The 17,301-nt window shown below is 71.0% G+C and carries 14 protein-coding genes and 1 tRNA gene; 11 read left to right on the top strand and 4 right to left on the bottom strand.

The annotated features are described in order from the left end of the window. The first annotated feature begins 30 nt into the window (after nt 1-30). The 7 genes from IE316_RS28840 to IE316_RS28810 all read left to right on the top strand — a co-directional run bounded on the left by IE316_RS28840 (nt 31) and on the right by IE316_RS28810 (nt 7,748). A complete protein-coding gene (locus IE316_RS28840; protein ID WP_229910597.1) occupies nt 31-1,326 on the top strand; it encodes an SCO3242 family prenyltransferase in 1,296 nt (431 codons plus the stop codon). Then, nucleotides 1,323-2,309: a sugar phosphate isomerase/epimerase family protein gene (locus IE316_RS28835; RefSeq protein ID WP_190207464.1), complete on the top strand. Its 987-nt coding sequence runs from the start codon at nt 1,323-1,325 to the stop codon at nt 2,307-2,309. The genes IE316_RS28840 and IE316_RS28835 overlap by 4 nt, the downstream gene beginning before the upstream one ends. After that, the gene (locus tag IE316_RS28830) at nt 2,306-3,028 is read left to right on the top strand and encodes an EboA domain-containing protein (RefSeq protein WP_190207463.1); all 723 of its coding nucleotides are present in this window, start codon (nt 2,306-2,308) and stop codon (nt 3,026-3,028) included. Before IE316_RS28835 ends, IE316_RS28830 begins: the two co-directional genes overlap by 4 nt. Next, complete coding sequence (locus IE316_RS28825) at nt 3,028-3,876, top strand: TatD family hydrolase (protein WP_190207462.1); 849 nt, start codon at nt 3,028-3,030, stop codon at nt 3,874-3,876. The genes IE316_RS28830 and IE316_RS28825 overlap by 1 nt, the downstream gene beginning before the upstream one ends. Nucleotides 3,877-3,879: 3 nt before the next feature. Continuing rightward, on the top strand, nt 3,880-5,049 hold the full coding sequence (gene eboE / locus IE316_RS28820; protein WP_190207461.1) for a metabolite traffic protein EboE: 1,170 nt from the start codon (nt 3,880-3,882) through the stop codon (nt 5,047-5,049). Next, entirely contained in the window at nt 5,046-6,434 is a 1,389-nt protein-coding gene (locus IE316_RS28815; protein ID WP_190207460.1) for an alkaline phosphatase family protein, read from the top strand. The genes eboE and IE316_RS28815 overlap by 4 nt, the downstream gene beginning before the upstream one ends. A 105-nt stretch (nt 6,435-6,539) precedes the next feature. Beyond that, nucleotides 6,540-7,748 (top strand): sugar phosphate isomerase/epimerase family protein, encoded by a 1,209-nt coding sequence (locus IE316_RS28810; RefSeq protein ID WP_229910596.1) that lies wholly within the window; start codon nt 6,540-6,542, stop codon nt 7,746-7,748. A 133-nt stretch (nt 7,749-7,881) separates the two neighbouring features. On the opposite strand, the gene IE316_RS28805 is transcribed toward IE316_RS28810, so the two are convergent. The 4 genes from IE316_RS28805 to IE316_RS28790 form a co-directional block, all read right to left on the bottom strand. Further along, entirely contained in the window at nt 7,882-9,270 is a 1,389-nt protein-coding gene (locus IE316_RS28805; RefSeq protein WP_190207459.1) for an OFA family MFS transporter, read from the bottom strand. A 116-nt stretch (nt 9,271-9,386) separates the two neighbouring features. Further along, nucleotides 9,387-11,537, bottom strand: coding sequence for an acetate--CoA ligase family protein (locus IE316_RS28800; protein WP_190207565.1), 2,151 nt, complete (start codon nt 11,535-11,537; stop codon nt 9,387-9,389). A gap of 4 nt (nt 11,538-11,541) precedes the next feature. Beyond that, nucleotides 11,542-12,774, bottom strand: coding sequence for a formyl-CoA transferase (gene frc / locus IE316_RS28795; protein ID WP_190207458.1), 1,233 nt, complete (start codon nt 12,772-12,774; stop codon nt 11,542-11,544). A 12-nt stretch (nt 12,775-12,786) separates the two neighbouring features. Beyond that, complete coding sequence (locus tag IE316_RS28790) at nt 12,787-14,469, bottom strand: thiamine pyrophosphate-binding protein (RefSeq protein WP_190207457.1); 1,683 nt, start codon at nt 14,467-14,469, stop codon at nt 12,787-12,789. 338 nt (nt 14,470-14,807) lie between these two features. Between IE316_RS28790 and IE316_RS28785 the strand changes: the two genes are divergently transcribed. From IE316_RS28785 to IE316_RS28770, 4 genes are all read left to right on the top strand, one after another. Beyond that, nucleotides 14,808-14,895: transfer RNA gene (locus IE316_RS28785), tRNA-Leu, on the top strand. A gap of 299 nt (nt 14,896-15,194) precedes the next feature. Continuing rightward, a complete protein-coding gene (locus tag IE316_RS28780; protein WP_190207456.1) occupies nt 15,195-15,608 on the top strand; it encodes a hypothetical protein in 414 nt (137 codons plus the stop codon). A gap of 149 nt (nt 15,609-15,757) precedes the next feature. Continuing rightward, complete coding sequence (locus IE316_RS28775) at nt 15,758-16,645, top strand: nucleotidyltransferase domain-containing protein (protein WP_190207455.1); 888 nt, start codon at nt 15,758-15,760, stop codon at nt 16,643-16,645. After that, entirely contained in the window at nt 16,642-17,277 is a 636-nt protein-coding gene (locus IE316_RS28770) for a Cap15 family cyclic dinucleotide receptor domain-containing protein (RefSeq protein ID WP_190207454.1), read from the top strand. The genes IE316_RS28775 and IE316_RS28770 overlap by 4 nt, the downstream gene beginning before the upstream one ends. Nucleotides 17,278-17,301: the final 24 nt, after the last annotated feature.

Below are 17,301 nucleotides of genomic sequence, written 5' to 3'. Positions count from 1 at the left end.
CGGGGGAGGGGGGTGACCGAGGTTTCCCAGGTGGGAGGCGCTCGTGCCGGGGTCACCGGTTCCGGGGTTGCTGACGCCGCTGCCGGGGCCGTCGGCGCGGGGGCCCTCGGCGTGGCGGCGCGCGGCGGTGCGACGGGGGCCGCCACGGCGCGCGGAGACGCGGGCGCGGGTGACAGCCGCCCCTCCCGTGCGCTCGCCTGGGCCGAACTGCTCCGCCTGCCGGCCCTGTTCACCGTCCCCGGCGACGCCCTGGCCGGCGTCGCCGCGGCCGGGGCCCGGCCCGGACCCCGCACCCTCCTGGCCATCGGTTCCTCCCTCTGCCTGTACGAGGCCGGCATGGTCCTCAACGACTGGGCCGACCGCACCGAGGACGCCGCCGAACGCCCCCACCGCCCCCTCCCCTCCGGCCGCGTCCACCCGTCCACCGCCCTCACCGCCGCCTGCGCCCTCACCGCGGCCGGACTGGCCCTCGCCGCACGCGCCGGCCGCCCCGCGCTCGCCGTGGCCACGCCCCTCGCGGCGACCGTCTGGGCCTACGACCTCACCCTGAAGCACACCCCGGCCGGCCCCGTCGCCATGGCCGGAGCCCGCGCCCTGGACCTCCTCCTGGGCGCCGCCACCACCGGCCGGGTCCGCCCGGCGCTGCCCTCGGCGGCGCTCCTCGGCACCCACACCCTCGCGGTCACGACCGTCTCCCGCCGCGAGACCACGGGCGGCTCGGCGCTGGCCCCCCTCGCGGCCCTGGCCACCACCGCCGTACTGACCCGCCTGACGGCCCGGCACCCCACCCGACACCCGGCAGGCCGACGGGAAGCAGCCTCCCGCGGCCTGCCGGGCCCCACCCCGACGGCCACCGGCCCGGCCCCCACGGCACCGGACACCGCCCGGCGCCCCGGCGGCCCAGCGCCCGGCCCCGGGGCGGAGCACGGTACGCCACCCGCCCTCGGTGGCCCAGGCACCGGACCGGGCACCGGCCGAGGCACCGGACCGGGCACCGGCCCAGGCACCGATGGCGGCTCCCGGCGCGGCCCCGGGACCGCGGGCCCCCTGCTCCGGCGTCCAGGAGCGCGCCCCGGCAGCAGCCGTGAGCCCCTGGCCACCGCCCTCGCCGCCGTCTACGCCGCCACGGCCGCCCGCCCCTATCTCCACGCCGCCCTCAACCCCTCACCCCCGCTCACCCAACGCGCCGTCGGCGGCGGTATCCGCGCCACGATCCCCCTCCAGGCCGCCCTCGCCGCCCGTGCCGGAGCCGGCGCCCTCGCGGCGGTGGTCGCGGGGCTCGCCCCACTGGGCCGGCGGTTCGCGAGGAAGGTGAGCATCACATGACGCGCCGCACACCACCCGTACCGTCCCGTCCCGCCGTCCCCCCGTTCCGCTTCGGCTACGGCACCAACGGCCTCGCCGACCTCCGCCTCGACGACGCGCTGACGCTCCTCGCCGACCTGGGATACGACGGTGTCGGGCTCACCCTGGACCACATGCACCTCGACCCGCTCGCCCCGGACCTGGCGGCCCGCACCCGCCGGGTGGCGCACCGCCTGGCCGCGCTGGGCCTCGGGGTCACCGTCGAGACGGGCGCCCGCTATGTCCTCGACCCGCGCCGCAAACACGGCCCCTCCCTCCTCGACCCTGACCCCGACGACCGCGCCCGCCGCGTCGACCTGCTGCTGCGGGCCGTCCGGATCGCCGCCGACCTCGGCGCCCACGCCGTGCACTGCTTCAGCGGCGTGACCCCCGCCGGCACGGACGAGGACACCGCGTGGCAGCGCCTCGCCGAGGCCCTCGCCCCCGTCGTGGACGCCGCCGCGGCCTCCGGCGTCCCGCTCGCCGTGGAACCCGAGCCCGGTCACCTCCTGGGCACCCTGACCGACTTCCACCGGCTGCGCCGTGCCCTCGGCGACCCCGAGGCCCTCGGTCTCACCCTGGACATCGGCCACTGCCAGTGCCTCGAACCGCTCTCTCCCGCCGACTGCGTACGCGCCGCCGGCCCCTGGCTGCGGCACGTCCAGATCGAGGACATGCGGCGCGGCGTCCACGAACACCTCCCGTTCGGTGAGGGCGAGATCGACTTCCCGCCCGTCCTCGCGGCCCTCGCCGCCACCGGCTACCAGGGCCTCACCGTCGTCGAACTCCCTCGCCACTCCCACGCCGGCCCCCACTACGCGACCCACTCCCTCCCCTTCCTCCACACGGCGGCGACCTCGGCCACCACCCCCTTGGCGGCCTCCGGCGCCGTCACCGACGTACCGCCGTCGGCCGCCCCACCCACCGGCGTGCCCTCGGCCACCCCACAAGGGAGCACCCCATGAGACACCCCCACACCACCCACCCCCCGCAGAACCCGCCCTCGGAGCCGGCCACCCCAGCCCACACCACCCCCGCCCACACCTCCCCGGCCGACCTGCGCACCGCGCTCGACGCCCGGCTGGGCGGTGCCGCCCGGGCCTGGCTGGACCAGGCACTGGAGGAGGCGGCCACGCACCCCGGCGGGCACGGGCCGATCTCCGTGTGGGAGCTGCGGCTGGCCGAGGCCGCCCGCCGCTGCGGCCCGGTCCATGCCGACGCGGCCCGCGTGCTGATCCTGCACGCGGCCGGCGCCGACACCGACGCGCTGGCCCGGGTCTACCACCAGGGCACCGCCGACGAACGCCGTGCCGTCCTGTACGCGCTGCCCCACCTGGTGCCCGGCCCGGAGGCCCTCCCGCTCGTCGAGGACGCCCTGCGCACCAACGACACCCGGCTGCTGGCCGCCGCCGTCGGACCGTACGCGGCCCGCCACCTCGACGCCCACCAGTGGCGGCACGCCGTGCTGAAGTGCCTGTTCACCGGCGTCCCGGTGGACCATGTGGCGGATCTGGACCGCCGGTCCCACGGGGACGGCGAACTCGCCCGGATGCTCGCCGACTACGCCGCCGAACGCACCGCCGCCGGCCGTCCCGTGCCCGAAGACCTGCACCGCGTCCTGGCCCTGACCGGTCCCGCGTCCCCGTCGCGGCGCCCGGCCGGCCCCCACGGCAAGGAGTCCTGATGCGCATCTTCGACCCCCACATCCACATGACCTCCCGCACCACCGACGACTACGAGGCCATGTACGCCGCGGGTGTCCGCGCCGTCGTCGAGCCCGCGTTCTGGCTCGGCCAGCCCCGCACCTCGCCCGCCTCCTTCCACGACTACTTCGACGCCCTCCTCGGCTGGGAGCCGTTCCGCGCCGCCCAGTACGGCATCGCCCACCACTGCACGATCGCCCTCAACCCCAAGGAGGCCAACGACCCGCGCTGCGCCCCCGTCCTCGCCGACCTGCCCCGCTATCTCGTCAAGGACCGCGTGGTCGCCGTCGGCGAGATCGGCTACGACTCGATGACACCGGCCGAGGACACCGCGCTCGCCGCCCAGTTGCAGCTCGCCGCCGACCACGGGCTGCCCGCCCTGGTGCACACCCCGCACCGCGACAAGCTGGCCGGTCTGCGCCGCACCCTCGATGTGGTCCGCGAGTCCGCGCTGCCCCCGGAGCGGGTGCTGGTCGACCACCTCAACGAGACCACCGTGAAGGAGGCCAAGGACAGCGGGGCCTGGCTCGGCTTCTCGGTGTATCCGGACACCAAGATGGACGAGAAGCGGATGGTGGCGATCCTCCGCGAGTACGGCCCCGACCGGGTGCTGGTGAACTCCGCCGCCGACTGGGGTCGCAGCGACCCGCTGAAGACCCGCAAGGTCGCCGACCTGATGCTCACCGAGGGCTTCGGCGAGGACGACGTGGACCGGGTGCTGTGGCGCAACCCCGTCGCGTTCTACGGGCTCAGCGGACGGCTCGACCTGGACGTCACCGCCCCCGACGCCACCCACGAGGGCAACTCGATCCTGCGCGGCGGGGAGTGAGCGATGCGCTTCCGGCACCCCGACGGCTCCGTCGTCCACCTCGCCTACTGCACCAACGTGCACCCCGCCGAGACCCTCGACGGCGTCCTCGCCCAGCTCCGCGACCACTGCGAGCCGGTCCGCCGCCGCCTCGGCCGGGACCGCCTCGGCATCGGCCTGTGGCTGGCCCGCGACGCCGCCCAAGCCCTGGTCACCGACCCGTCCGCGCTGCGCGGCCTGCGCGCCGAACTCGACCGGCGGGGCCTGGAGGTCGTCACCCTCAACGGCTTCCCCTACGAGGGATTCGGCGCCGAGGAGGTCAAGTACCGCGTCTACCAGCCGGACTGGGCCGACCCCGAACGCCTGGACCACACCACCTCTCTGGCCCGTGTGCTCGCCGGGCTGCTCCCCGACGACGTCACCGAGGGCAGCATCTCCACCCTCCCGCTGGCCTGGCGCACCGCCTATGACGACGCCCGCGCCGAGAAGGCCCGCGCCGCCCTGCTCACCCTGGCCGAACGCCTGGACGCCCTGGAGGAGCTGACCGGCCGCTCCATCCGGGTCGGCCTGGAGCCCGAGCCCGGCTGTGTCGTCGAGACCACCCGGGACGCCATCACCCCGCTCACCGCGATCGGCCACGACCGCGTCGGCATCTGTGTGGACACCTGCCATCTCGCCACCTCCTTCGAAGATCCGCACACCGCCCTGGACACCCTCGGCGTCGCCCGCGTCCCCATCGTCAAGGCGCAGCTCTCCGCCGCCCTGCACGCCGAACACCCCCGTCTCCCCGAGGTCCGCGCGGCCCTCGCCGCCTTCGCCGAACCCCGCTTCCTGCACCAGACCCGCACCACCACCCCCGCCGGCCTCGCCGGCACCGACGACCTCGACGAGGCGCTCACCGGCGACGCCCTGCCCGACACGGCGCCCTGGCGGGCCCACTTCCACGTCCCGCTGCACGCCGACCCCGCCGCGCCCCTCACCTCCACCCTCCCCGTCCTGAAGTCCGCCCTGACCAAGCTGGTCGGCGGCCCGCACCCCCTCACCCGGCACCTGGAGGTCGAGACCTACACCTGGCAGGCCCTCCCGCCCGAGCTGCGGCCCCGGGTCCGGGCCCAGCTCACCGACGGCATCGCCGCCGAGCTGACCCTCGCCCGCGAACTGCTCACCGACCTCGGCCTGAAGGAGCTGCCGTGACCCGACCCGAAGGCCCCACCCCGCTCCTGGTCCTGGACGTCGTCGGCCTCACCCCCCGTCTCCTCGACCACATGCCCCACCTCAAGGCGCTCGGCCGGTCCGGCTCCCGCGCCCCGCTCGGCACCGTCCTGCCCGCCGTCACCTGCGCCGCCCAGTCCACCTTCCTCACCGGCGCCCTCCCCTCCGAACACGGCATCGTCGGCAACGGCTGGTACTTCCGCGAACTCGGCGACGTCCTGCTGTGGCGCCAGCACAACGGACTCGTCGCCGGCGACAAGCTCTGGGACGCCGCCCGCCGCGCCCACCCCGGCTACACCGTCGCCAACATCTGCTGGTGGTACGCCATGGGCGCCGACACCGACATCACCGTCACCCCCCGTCCCGTCTACTACGCCGACGGCCGCAAGGAACCCGACTGCTACACCCGGCCCCCGGCCCTGCACGACGAACTCACCGAGAAATTCGGCACCTTCCCCCTCTTCCACTTCTGGGGACCCGGCGCCGACCTGGTCTCCAGCCAGTGGATCATCGACGCCACCCGGCACATCATCCGCACCCGCCGCCCCGACCTGGCCCTCTGCTACCTCCCGCACCTCGACTACGATCTCCAGCGCTTCGGCCCCGACGACCCCCGCTCCCTGCGGGCCGCCACCGACCTGGACACGGCCCTGGCCCCGCTCCTGGACGACGCCCGCGCCGAGGGACGCACCGTCGTCGCCCTGTCCGAGTACGGCATCACCCGGGTGAACCGGTCCGTCGACATCAACCGCGCCCTGCGCCGCGCCGGCCTGCTGGAGGTGCACACGCAGGACGGCATGGAGTACCTCGACCCGATGGCCTCCCGCGCCTTCGCGGTCGCCGACCACCAGATCGCCCACGTCTACGTGCGCCGCCCCGAGGACCTCGCCGCCACCCGCGCCGCCCTCGACGGACTGCCCGGCATCGAGCAGCTCCTCGACGACGAGGGCAAGAAGGCCCACCACCTCGACCATCCGCGCGCCGGAGAACTCGTCGCCGTCGCGGAACCGGACGCCTGGTTCACGTACTACTACTGGCTCGACGACGACCGCGCGCCCGACTTCGCACGGCTGGTCGAGATCCACCGCAAACCCGGCTACGACCCGGTCGAGCTGTTCATGGACCCGCTCGACCCCTATGTCAAGGTCAAGGCAGCCACCGCGCTGGCCCGCAAGAAACTCGGCATGCGCTACCGCATGGCGGTGGTGCCGCTGGACGCCTCACCTATTCGCGGCAGCCACGGCCGCCTTCCCGCGAGCGACGACGACGGTCCGCTCCTCATCTGCTCCACCCCCCGCGCTGTCGGTGACCGTGTGGCGGCCACCGACGTGAAACAACTCCTGCTCCGACTGGCCGGACTCGGCTGACCCCCGGCCCGCTGATTCCGGCTCCATTTCAGTGAAGCACGCACCACTGACAACGGCCCGCCCCGAGCGCATCGGGGCAGGTCACGACCGAGAAGGCAGGCACCCGTGACCCTGTTCCCCCGCACCACAGGCACCGACGCCCCCACGGCCGACGGCCCCGACGAGGCGCTGCGCCGCAGCCTCGGCGTCGGCCGCCGCCGGTTCCTGACCACCTGCACCGCCGTCGCCGGCGCCGCCGTCGCGGCCCCCGTCTTCGGCGCCTCACCCGCCCTGGCCCACGACCAGGACCGGGGCAGAGGACACGGCCACGGCCACGGACACGGGCACGGCGGTGACGTCCTGGTCCCCGCGGACAAGCGCGGCATCATCCTCTACACCGTCCGGGACGCCACCGCCCGCGACCCGCTCGCCAGCGACCTGCCCTCCGGCTTCCGCGAGGTCTTCAAGCAACTCGCCCGGCACGGCTACCGGCAGGTCGAGTTCGCGGGCTACAACCAGCACGCCAACGCGCCCGGCGGGGCCAGTCTGGAGTCGGTCGCCGGTGCCAAGCTGCTGCGCTCCTGGCTGGACGAGTACGGGCTGCGCGCCCAGGGCAACCACGGCTTCATCCCGTCGTCCTGGCCGCTGACCAGCGCCGACCTGGACACCTTCAAGAAGCACCTGGAGATCGCCAACATCCTCGGCATGGCCCACATGGGCACCGGCGGCGACCCCACCGGCAGCTCCTACCGGGCCGACTGGGACGTGGCCGCCGACAAGTGGAACGCCCTCGGCGAGATCGCCCGCCGCGAGGGCATCAAGCTCTACACCCACAACCACGACGCGGCCTACGGCTTCCTCCTCGACGGCGGCCCGCTGGACGCCCAGGGACGGCCCACCCGCAGCTCCGGCATCCGCAAGCTGGAGTACTTCCTGAAGGTCACCGACCCCCGGCTGGTGTGGCTGGAGATGGACATCTTCTGGGCGCACGTGGCCCAGTACAAGTTCCACACCTACACGGCTCACGACGGCTCCACCCGCAGGAACGTCTTCGACCCGGCCGGCCTGGTGGCCCGGCACGACAAGCGCTACCCGCTGTTCCACGCCAAGGACGGCGTCGTCAGCACCACCAACGGCATGGGCTACGAGATGGTTCCCTTCGGGACCGGCGTCATCGACTACACGACGTTCTTCTCCCGGGTCGGGCACCGCAACTACCACAACCCGATGATCGAGGACGACAACTCCCCGAGCGCCACCGACCCCGCGCAGTCGCTGCGCGAGGCCAAGATCAGCTACGACAACCTGGCGGCCCTGCGCAAGCGCCACCGCTGACCGGCACGGCCTACCGGACCCGCACGGCCGACCGGACCGGCGCGGCGACGGGGCGGCGCGGCGACGGGGCGGCCCCTCCCGTACCTCGCGGGAGGGGCCGCCCCGTCGCGCCGTCCGCGGCGCCGCCGTCGTATCAGGCCGTCTCCTCGCCGAGCGGGTGCGGGTTGGGCACGACGCGCTTCACATCGGGCCTGCCCGGTGCCTTCAGGAACAGCGCCAGCCCCGCGGAGGCCAGCCCGATCGAACCGGCCAGCTCGAACGCACCGTCGTAGTCCCAGGCGCCGACGACGACCGCGCCCAGGCCGGAACCGACGAGCCCGGAGATCAGCTTCGAGCTGTAGACCATGCCGTAGTTGGTCGCGTTGTTGTTCTCCCCGAAGTAGTCCGCCGTCATCGCCGCGAACAGCGGGAAGATCGCGCCGCCGCCGAAGCCGGAGACCATGGAGCAGAACAGGAAGAACGGCATGCTGCCGAGCCGTCCGGAGACCAGCACCCCGAACTGGGCGGCGCCCAGCACCAGGCAGACGATGATCAGGGTGGCGCGGCGGCCGCACCGGTCGGAGATCCAGCCGATGACGCCGCGTCCGGTGCCGTTGACGATCGCCTTCAGGGACATCGCCGTCGCCACGATCCCGCCGGCGAAGCCCATGTCCTTGCCGAACGGCACCTGGAAGGCGATGCCGAAGATGTTGATGCCGGCCGTGCACAGCAGGCAGAACCACATCATCCACAGCACGGGTGTGCGCGCGGCCTCCCCGGGGGTGTACTGCTTGACCGCCGGCGGGTTCTTGGCCAGCGCCCGGCGGATCTTCGGGTCGTCGGTCCGCCGCAGCGGGTCGATGTGCGCGGGCCACCAGTTCTTCGGCGGGTCCCGGAAGAACCAGCCCGCCGAGGCGACCAGCAGGCAGAGCCCGACGCCCGCGCAGACCAGCACCGTCTCGTAGTTGCCCAGGTCCATATACGAGGTGAACAGGAACACGAACGGCACCGAGCCGTAGGCGAAGCCGCCGTTGACGAAGCCGGTCTTGCCGCCCTTGCGCTCCGGATACCACTTGCCGACCATGTTCACGCACGTCGCGTAGACCAGACCGGCGCCGATGCCGCTGCACATGCCGAAGCCGAGGTAGGCGACGGCGACATGCGGCGCGTACGCCAGGGAGACGTACCCCGACAGGGTGCCCACCGCGCCGATCAGCATCGCCGACCGCGCGGGGAGCCGGCCGCTCTCGCGCAGCCGCCCGGCCGGGAAGGCCACGGCCGCCTGGAAGAACACCCAGACGCCCATCAGCCAGAAGATGTGCCCGCTGCTCCACAGGTGCGCCTCGTGCAGGGTGTCCTCCGCCGAGGTGAACGCGTACTCGGCGGAACTGATGCCCATCATGCCGACCCAGGGCAGGATGACCATCCACTTGCGGGGGCGGCCCATGATGTCGGTGTCGGACTCGCCGATCCGGTACACGCGGCCGTGGTGATCCGTCACCTCCCGGTAGGGGACGGATGTCGATATGCCGGTCGTTGTCATGTCGTTCAGCACCCCTTGCGGTCGAAAGCTCCGGTCGGCGCCCCCCGTCCCCTGCCTTTCGTGCGCGCGGGTCCCGGGGCCGGCCGACGCGCACCGTCGGCCGGCCCCGCGCCCGTTCACCTGGTGCACCGCCCCCCGAGGAGCCCCGCCGCCCGCGCCCAGCGGTACTTGGCGCCGAGCACGGCGACCGGTTTCTCGGTCGTGTAGGGGTAGGCCACCACGCCCCGCTCGAAGAGGTACTGGCCCGCCTCCTCGACCTCCACGTCACCCGCCAGGGAGGCCACCACGGGCTTCTCCACGCCGCGTGCGCGGAACTCGGCCACCACGCGCGCGGTGAGTTCGGCGAACACCATGGGAGGGGTGACGATGGTGTGCCAGTAGCCGAGCACCAGCGCGTGGACGCGCGGGTCCGCCAGCCCCAGCCGGATCGTCGCCTCGTACGTGGCCGGCGGCTCGCCCCCGGTGATGTCCACCGGGTTGCCCGCCGCGCCGAAGGGCGGGATGAACTCCCGGAAGGCCGCGTCCAGGTCGGGCGGGATCTCCATCAGGGACAGCCCGTGGTCCGTCACCGCGTCGGACAGCAGCACCCCGCTGCCGCCGGCCCCGGTGATGATCACCACGTTGTCGCCCCGGGGGGCGGGAAGCACCGGCAACGCGCGCGCGTACTCCAGCATGTCGTTCAGGCCGGGCGCCCGGATGACACCGGCCTGCCGCAGGATGTCGTCGTACACGGCGTCGTCCCCGGCCAGCGCCCCGGTGTGCGACCCGGCGGCCCGGGCGCCCGCGGCCGTACGGCCCGCCTTGAGGACCACGACCGGTTTCCTCGGCACCGTCGCCCGTGCGGCGGCCACGAAGGCCCGGCCGTCCTTGAGGTCCTCCAGGTGCATCGCGACGCACTCGGTGTGCGGGTCCTCGCCGAACCAGGTCAGCAGGTCGTCCTCGTCCAGGTCGGCCTTGTTGCCCAGCCCGACGATGGCCGACACGCCCGTCTTCGTGGTGCGGGCGAAGCCCAGGACGGCCATCCCGATGCCGCCCGACTGGGAGGTCAGCGCCACGCCGCCCTTGACGTCGTACGGGGTGCAGAAGGTGGCGCACAGGTCCTGCCAGGTCGAGTAGTAGCCGTAGATGTTCGGCCCCAGCAGCCGGACGCCGTACCGCTCGGCGACGGCCACGACTTCGTCCTGGAGGGCGTGTTCGCCGGTCTCCGCGAACCCGGAGGGGATCAGCACGGCGTTCGGGATCCTCTTGCGGCCCACTTCCTCCAGTGCCGCGGCCACGAACCGCGCGGGGATCGCGAAGACCGCCACGTCCACCTCACCGGGCACGTCGGTGACACTCTTGTACGCCTTGTGACCCAGGATGTCGTCGGCCCTGGGGTTGACCGGGTGGATCTCCCCGGCGAAGCCGCCGTCGACCAGGTTGCGCATCACCGAGTTGCCGATCTTGCCGGTCTCGTTGGAGGCGCCGATCACGGCCACCGACGTCGGCTGCATCAGGCGGCGCATCGAGGCGAGGATCTCCGCGCGCGTGTAGCGGCGCCGCTCCTTGGGCGTCCCGGTGGCCAGGAGCACCCGGATGTCGGCCGCCACCGCGCCGTCCGCGGTGGCGATCACCGGGTTGAGGTCCACCTCGGCGATCTCCGGGAAGTCGGTGACCAGTTCGGAGACCCGCCGGATCTGCTCGGCCACCGCCGCCCGGTCCACCGCCGCCCGTCCGCGCACCCCGCGCAGCACCTCGGCCGCCCGCACGGAGTCCAGCATGGACAGCGCCTCCTCGGCGTCCACGGGCGCCAGCCGGAACGTGACGTCCTTGAGCACCTCCACCAGCACCCCGCCGAGCCCGAACGCCACCACCTTCCCGAACGTCGGATCGGTCACCGCCCCGACGATCAGCTCCTGCCCCGGCGGCAGCAGCTCCTGGATCTGCACGCCCTCGATCCGGGCGCCGGGGGCGTACGCCCGCGCGTCCGCCACGATCCGGTGGAACGCGGCCCGGACGTCCGCCGCCCCCTCGACGCCGACGACCACACCGCCGGCGTCGGTCTTGTGGAGGATGTCCGGCGACACGATCTTCATCACCACGGGCCCGCCGAACCGCGCGGCGCACGCCACCGCCTCCTCGGCATCGCCCGCCACCGCCTCGCCGGGTACGGCGATCCCGTACGCCTCGGCGAGCAGCTTGCCCTCGGGGGCGGTCAGCGCGGTCCGTCCCCCGGCGCGCACGGCGTCCAGCACCGCGCGGACCCGCGTCACCCGGTCGTCGGCCACCACGTCAGATCACCCCGTCCGACTCGAGCAGGCGCAGTTCCTCGTCGCCGAGCCCCAGCTCGCCGGCGTAGATCTCCTCGTTGTGCTCGCCCAGCAGGGGCGGACTGCCGACCTCCACGGGGGAGTCGGAGAGCTTCAGCGGGCTGCCGACGGTCACGAACTCGCCGCGCTCGGGGTGCGGAACGCGCACGATCATCCCGTTGGCGGCCAGCGACTCGTCCTCGATGATCTCCCGGGTGGACAGGATCGGCCCGCACGGGATGGCGTGCGCGTTCAGCCGCTCCAGCACCTCCCACTTGGGCAGCGTGGCCGACCACTCCTCGATCAACTGGAACATCTTGCCCAGCTTCGGCAGCCGGGCCTCCGGCGTCGCCCACTCGGGGTCGGCGGCCAGCTCGGGCCGGCCGATCAGCTCGGTCAGCGGCCGCCAGCCGACCGGCTGCACGATCACGTACACGTAGTCGTTGGGGCCGCCCGGCGCGCACCTGACCGCCCAGCCGGGCTGCCCGCCGCCGGAGGCGTTCCCGGAGCGGGGAACCTCGTCGCCGAAGTCCTCGTTGGGATATTCGGCGAGTGGACCATGGCTCAGGCGCTGCTGGTCGCGCAGCTTCACCCGGCAGAGGTTGAGCACCGCGTGCTGCATGGCCACGTTCACCCGCTGTCCGCGCCCGGTGCGCTCCCGCTGGTACAGGGCGGCGAGGATGCCCGCCACGGCGTGGACGCCCGTGCCCGAGTCCCCGATCTGGGCCCCCGTCGCCAGCGGCGGCCCGTCCTGGAAACCGGTGGTCGACATCGACCCGCCCATGGCCTGCGCGACGACCTCGTACGCCTTGAAGCCGGTGTACGGGCCTTCGCCGAACCCCTTGATGGAGGCGTAGACGATCCGTGGATTGATCTCCTTGACGCGGTCCCAGGTGAAACCCATCCGGTCCACCGCGCCCGGCCCGAAGTTCTCGACCAGGACGTCGGAGCGCCGGATCAGCTCGGTGAGCAGGTGCTTGCCGCGCTCGGTCTTGGTGTTGAGGGTGATGCTCCGCTTGTTGCAGTTGAGCATCGTGAAGTAGAGGGAGTCGACGTCCGGGAGGTCGCGCAACTGCCTGCGCGTGATGTCACCGGCCGGCGCCTCCAGCTTGACCACGTCCGCGCCGAGCCAGGCGAGCAACTGGGTCGCGGAGGGACCGGACTGCACGTGCGTCATGTCCAGCACGCGGATGCCCTCAAGAGCCTTGGCCGTCATGGGCGTTCCACCTCACTTGTACATCGTCTGGTTCATGGTTCCGGGGGCGTACGCGTCCGGGTCGACCCAGACGTTGATCAGCGACGGTTTGCCGGACTCGCGGGCCCGGCGGAGCGCGGGGCCGATGTCGGCGGGGTCGCGGACCTCCTCGCCGTGACCGCCGAGCATCCGTGCGAACTGGTCGTAGGGCACGTCGCCGAGGGTGTTGCCGACCCGCTCGCGCTCCTTGCCGTACTTGGCGGCCTGGCCGTAGCGGATCTGGTTCATGGAGGAGTTGTTGCCGATGACGCCGACGAAGGGGAGGTCGTAGCGGACGAGGGTCTCGAAGTCCCAGCCGGTGAGCGAGAAGGCGCCGTCGCCGAAGAGGGCGACGACCTCCTTGTCCGGCCGCGCCTGCTTGGCGGCCAGCACGAAGGGGATGCCGACACCGAGCGTGCCGAGCGGTCCCGGGTCCATCCAGTGGCCCGGCGCCTTGGGCTGCACGACCTGACCGGAGAAGGTGACGATGTCGCCGCCGTCGCCGATGTAGACCGAGTCCTCGGTGAGGAAGTCGTTGATCTCGCTGACCAGCCGGTACGGGTGGATGGGGGAGGCGTCCGACCTGAGCTGCGGCAGTCGCTTGTCGAGCGCGGCCTGCTCGGCGGCGCGCAGCTCGTCGAGCCACTCCTTCCGCTTCGACGCGCCGACGTCGATCCGGCCGGAGGCCGCCTCGGCCACCGACCGCAGCACCAGCCCCGGGTCGCCGACGATACCGAGGCCGATGTCGCGGTTCTTGCCGACGGTGCGGTAGTCGAGGTCGATCTGGACCACCGTCGCGTCCGGGGAGAGCCGCTTGCCGTAGCCCATGCGGAAGTCGAAGGGCGTGCCGACGACGACGATCACGTCGGCGTGCGAGAAGGCGTACCGACGCGAGAGCTGGAAGTGGTGCGGGTCGCCCGGCGGCAGGGTGCCGCGTCCCGCGCCGTTCATGTAGGCGGGGAGGTCCAGGGCGCGGACCAGGTCGACGGCGGCCGCGGTGCCGCGGGTGGTCCACACCTGGCTGCCGAGCAGGATGGCCGGCTTCTCGGCGTGCACCAGCAGGTCGGCGAGGTCCTCGACCGCCTCCGGGTCACCGGCCGAGCGGGTCGAGGCCCGGTAGGCACCGGCCGCGGGCACCCGCGCCGAGGCCACCGGCACCTTGGCGTCCAGGACATCGCGGGGGATCTCCAGGAAGGAGGGGCCGGGGGCGCCGTGGAAGCACTCGCGGAACGCCATCGACACCATGTCGGCGACGCGGGCGGTGGCCGGCACGGTCGCCGCGAACTTGGTGATCGGCGTCATCATGTCGACGTGCGGCAGGTCTTGGAGCGAGCCCATCCTGTGCTGGCCGAGGGCGCCCTGCCCGCCGATCAGCAGCATCGGCGACTCCGCCCGGAAGGCGTTGGCGACCCCGGTGACGGCGTCGGTGGTGCCGGGTCCGGCGGTGACGACCGCGCAGCCGGGCCTGCCGGTGACCCGGGCGTACCCGTCGGCGGCGTGCGCGGCGACCTGCTCGTGGCGGACGTCGACGACCTCGATGCCCTCGTCCACACAGCCGTCGTAGATGTCGATGATGTGACCGCCGCACAGGGTGTAGACGCGGTCGACGCCCTCGGCCTTGAGTGCCTTGGCCACGAGGTGGCCGCCGGAGATGACGTCCTGGGTGTCGTCGGGCATGGCGAAGTCCTGTCCCTTCGGGGGAGGGGTGGGAGCGCTCTCGCAGTAGACTCGCGGTAGATTGCATACAGTCGACGAATACTGTATGGAGCCTGTTATCCCGCATCCCGTGAGTGGTGTCCAGGGGGCATGCGTCACTTTCGGCCGCCGGGCCCCGGCCGGGCAGCGCCCGGTGGCGGACCCTTTCCCCGACCGGCGGCTCACGCCGTAACCACCCGCTCACCCACCGTCCCGCCCCCCGCCCAGGGCAGGGAAACGCAGGTGAAAGGCACTGCGAAACCTTGGTATGGTTGTCTTCGTCGCCACGGGGAACACCCCCGACGGCCGACAGACACCTAGTCCGGGTGGCGGAATGGCAGACGCGCTAGCTTGAGGTGCTAGTGCCCTTTAACGGGCGTGGGGGTTCAAGTCCCCCCTCGGACACCAAAGTAGGGTCGTTTGAACCCCGGTCCCGGTTGGGACCGGGGTTCTGTGTGTCAGGAGGCAGGCTGCCGTACGGGCGCTGCACGCTAGGGTTGGGCATCAACAGATGGGCAAACCCACTGGTGAGGTCCGCGCCCTGCACTTAGTCGTCAACGATCAGGAGGCGGGCGAAGACGGCTAGGTCAGGCTGTCGCCGCACAGCCGGTGGTGCGCTCCGGTACAGCCGGTGAGCGTTGGCGCACAGTAGTAGCACCTCCTCGATCACGCTCAGTACGGAGTCCATCTCTGTTGAGTAGCGGTCGATGATCTCCTGGGCTGCGGCCAGCTCGCGGTTGATGCGTTCCTGCCGACTTCAGCAGGTCGAGCGGGATGGCGTCGGCGTAGCGCATCTCAATCAGCTTGAGCTGTGCGTTACGGAGGTCCTGCCGTCGCTGCTTTTGTCGCTTCACCTCGGCTTGGCCGGCTTGCTGGCGCTGCACGAGCGCCGTCATGACCTGCTCGCGGATGGCCGCATGGCGCAACGACTGGTGATCTGGAACTGGGGCGGCTGGAGGCCCGGCAAGAAGCATGGCGTCACGGTCCTCGACCTGGAGCCAACCGCGCTGATGCAGGAGCACCAGCAGCTTGCTGAGGCGATCGGCCGCGGGCGCATCGTGTCGCACGACGTCGTACCGCACCAGCACGGGTTGTTGGTAACTCTCGTGGTGGACGGCTGAGCGTCGTAGAATCAGGCCTTAGAGCGCCTGACCACCCGCCGTTGGTCGGGCGCTTATGCGTACAGGCATGCCCAATGGCGGAGACATTGACGACTATTGGACTTAATGGAATAACGGCTTATAATTTGAGGAATTAACGGGGAGTCTAAATGACGCTGGAAGAAAAGCTGGGTGGCTGGACTGGGCCTTCCAGCGCAACAGAGCAGGACAAGCAAGACCGTACAGAGCGGATGATTCGCGAGGCCATTAAGGCGCACGTCGCGTTTAACGGATGCGACCTCAGCGTTTACGCCAAAGGTTCCTACGCAAACAACACAAACGTCAAGGCGGATAGCGATGTTGATATCGCTGTACAGTGCGGTGAGGCGGTGTACTGGGACGAGGCGACTGAGGGAGCACATCCGCCCAGCGGGTCCTACACCGGATTTTGGACCCCGGCGAAACTGCGCTCGGAGCTTGAGACCGCGCTCGAAGCAAAGTTTCCTGGTCAAGTCGACTCCTCGGGATCGACGGCATTCCGCATCCACTCCGGCAGTGCGAGGGTGGACGCCGATGTCGTGCCTTGCTTCGACTACCGGTACTACTTCTCGTCCGGTAATTACCGGGAGGGCGCAAAGGTCTTCAAGAAGAACGGCAACTCTCTAGTGAACTACCCGAAGCAGCAGCTAGAGAACGGCCGGGCAAAGAACACCCGTACGAAACAGTATTACAAAAAGGCCGTCCGGATCATGAAGCGAGTCGAGAACGTGATGGTCGCAAAAGGTGTCCATCGAGAGGTTCCCTCCTTCTTTGTTGAATGCCTTGTGTACAATTGTCCTGACAGCGTTTTTCTTGCGCCGACTTGGACAAAGACGGTCGAGGGAATCATCTTGCACGTCTGGAAGGAGCTTGAGGGGGATGAGCCCTCTGTCGAATCGGAGCGATGGCTAGAGGTGAGCGAATGCAAGTATCTCTTCCACAGCGCTCAAGACTGGAACCGCCAGGACGGGCGTGACTTTGTGAAAGCTGCTTGGAACTATCTGGGATACGCCTCATGAAAAAAACGATTGCCATTCGTGTCATCATCGGGGTCGTCGTCGGTATCTTCTTGGTTAGCGCATGGGTGCACGAAGGGAAGCCGGATTGGAGCATGCTCAAGCTCTTCTCGACTGCCGTCTTTGTGTGCACGGTGATGTTCAACGTATGGGATTTCTGGCTGTGGCGACTCCCTTGGATCCAACGAATCCCGGGGATGGGCATTCCGCGTAGCCTCCGAGGCACCTGGAAAGGTACCCTCACGTCCTTCTGGGTGGATCCGGCAACTAACAGCAACCCGCCTCCAAAGACTGTCTACCTTGTGGTGCATCAGACCGCGTCGCTGGTCACCGTCAAATTGCTAACTGACGAGTCGAGGTCCACGTCCGCTCTGGGCGAGGTGTCCGAGGTCGATGGGTCGGTGATTCTCACCTACATGTACCTCAACAAGCCAGATTTGCGTGTCGAGCACCGCAGTCGGATTCATCATGGCTCAACAGTGTTTGATGTGTCTGGCAGCCCGGCAAGACGACTCAAGGGGCGTTATTGGACTGACCGCGACAGCAAGGGCGAGCTGGAATTTTCAGAGCGGGATAAGAAGCATCTAGCAGATGACTTCGCGGAGGCGGCCAGACTTTTCGTAAGAGGCGCATGACGATGAAGTTGCAAGAAACTGGGG

The organism is Streptomyces fumanus (genome assembly GCF_014655295.1).
GTDB lineage: Bacteria > Actinomycetota > Actinomycetes > Streptomycetales > Streptomycetaceae > Streptomyces > Streptomyces fumanus.
The sequence above is the reverse complement of the archived record's forward strand: the minus strand, read 5'-3'. Positions and strand labels throughout refer to the sequence as shown.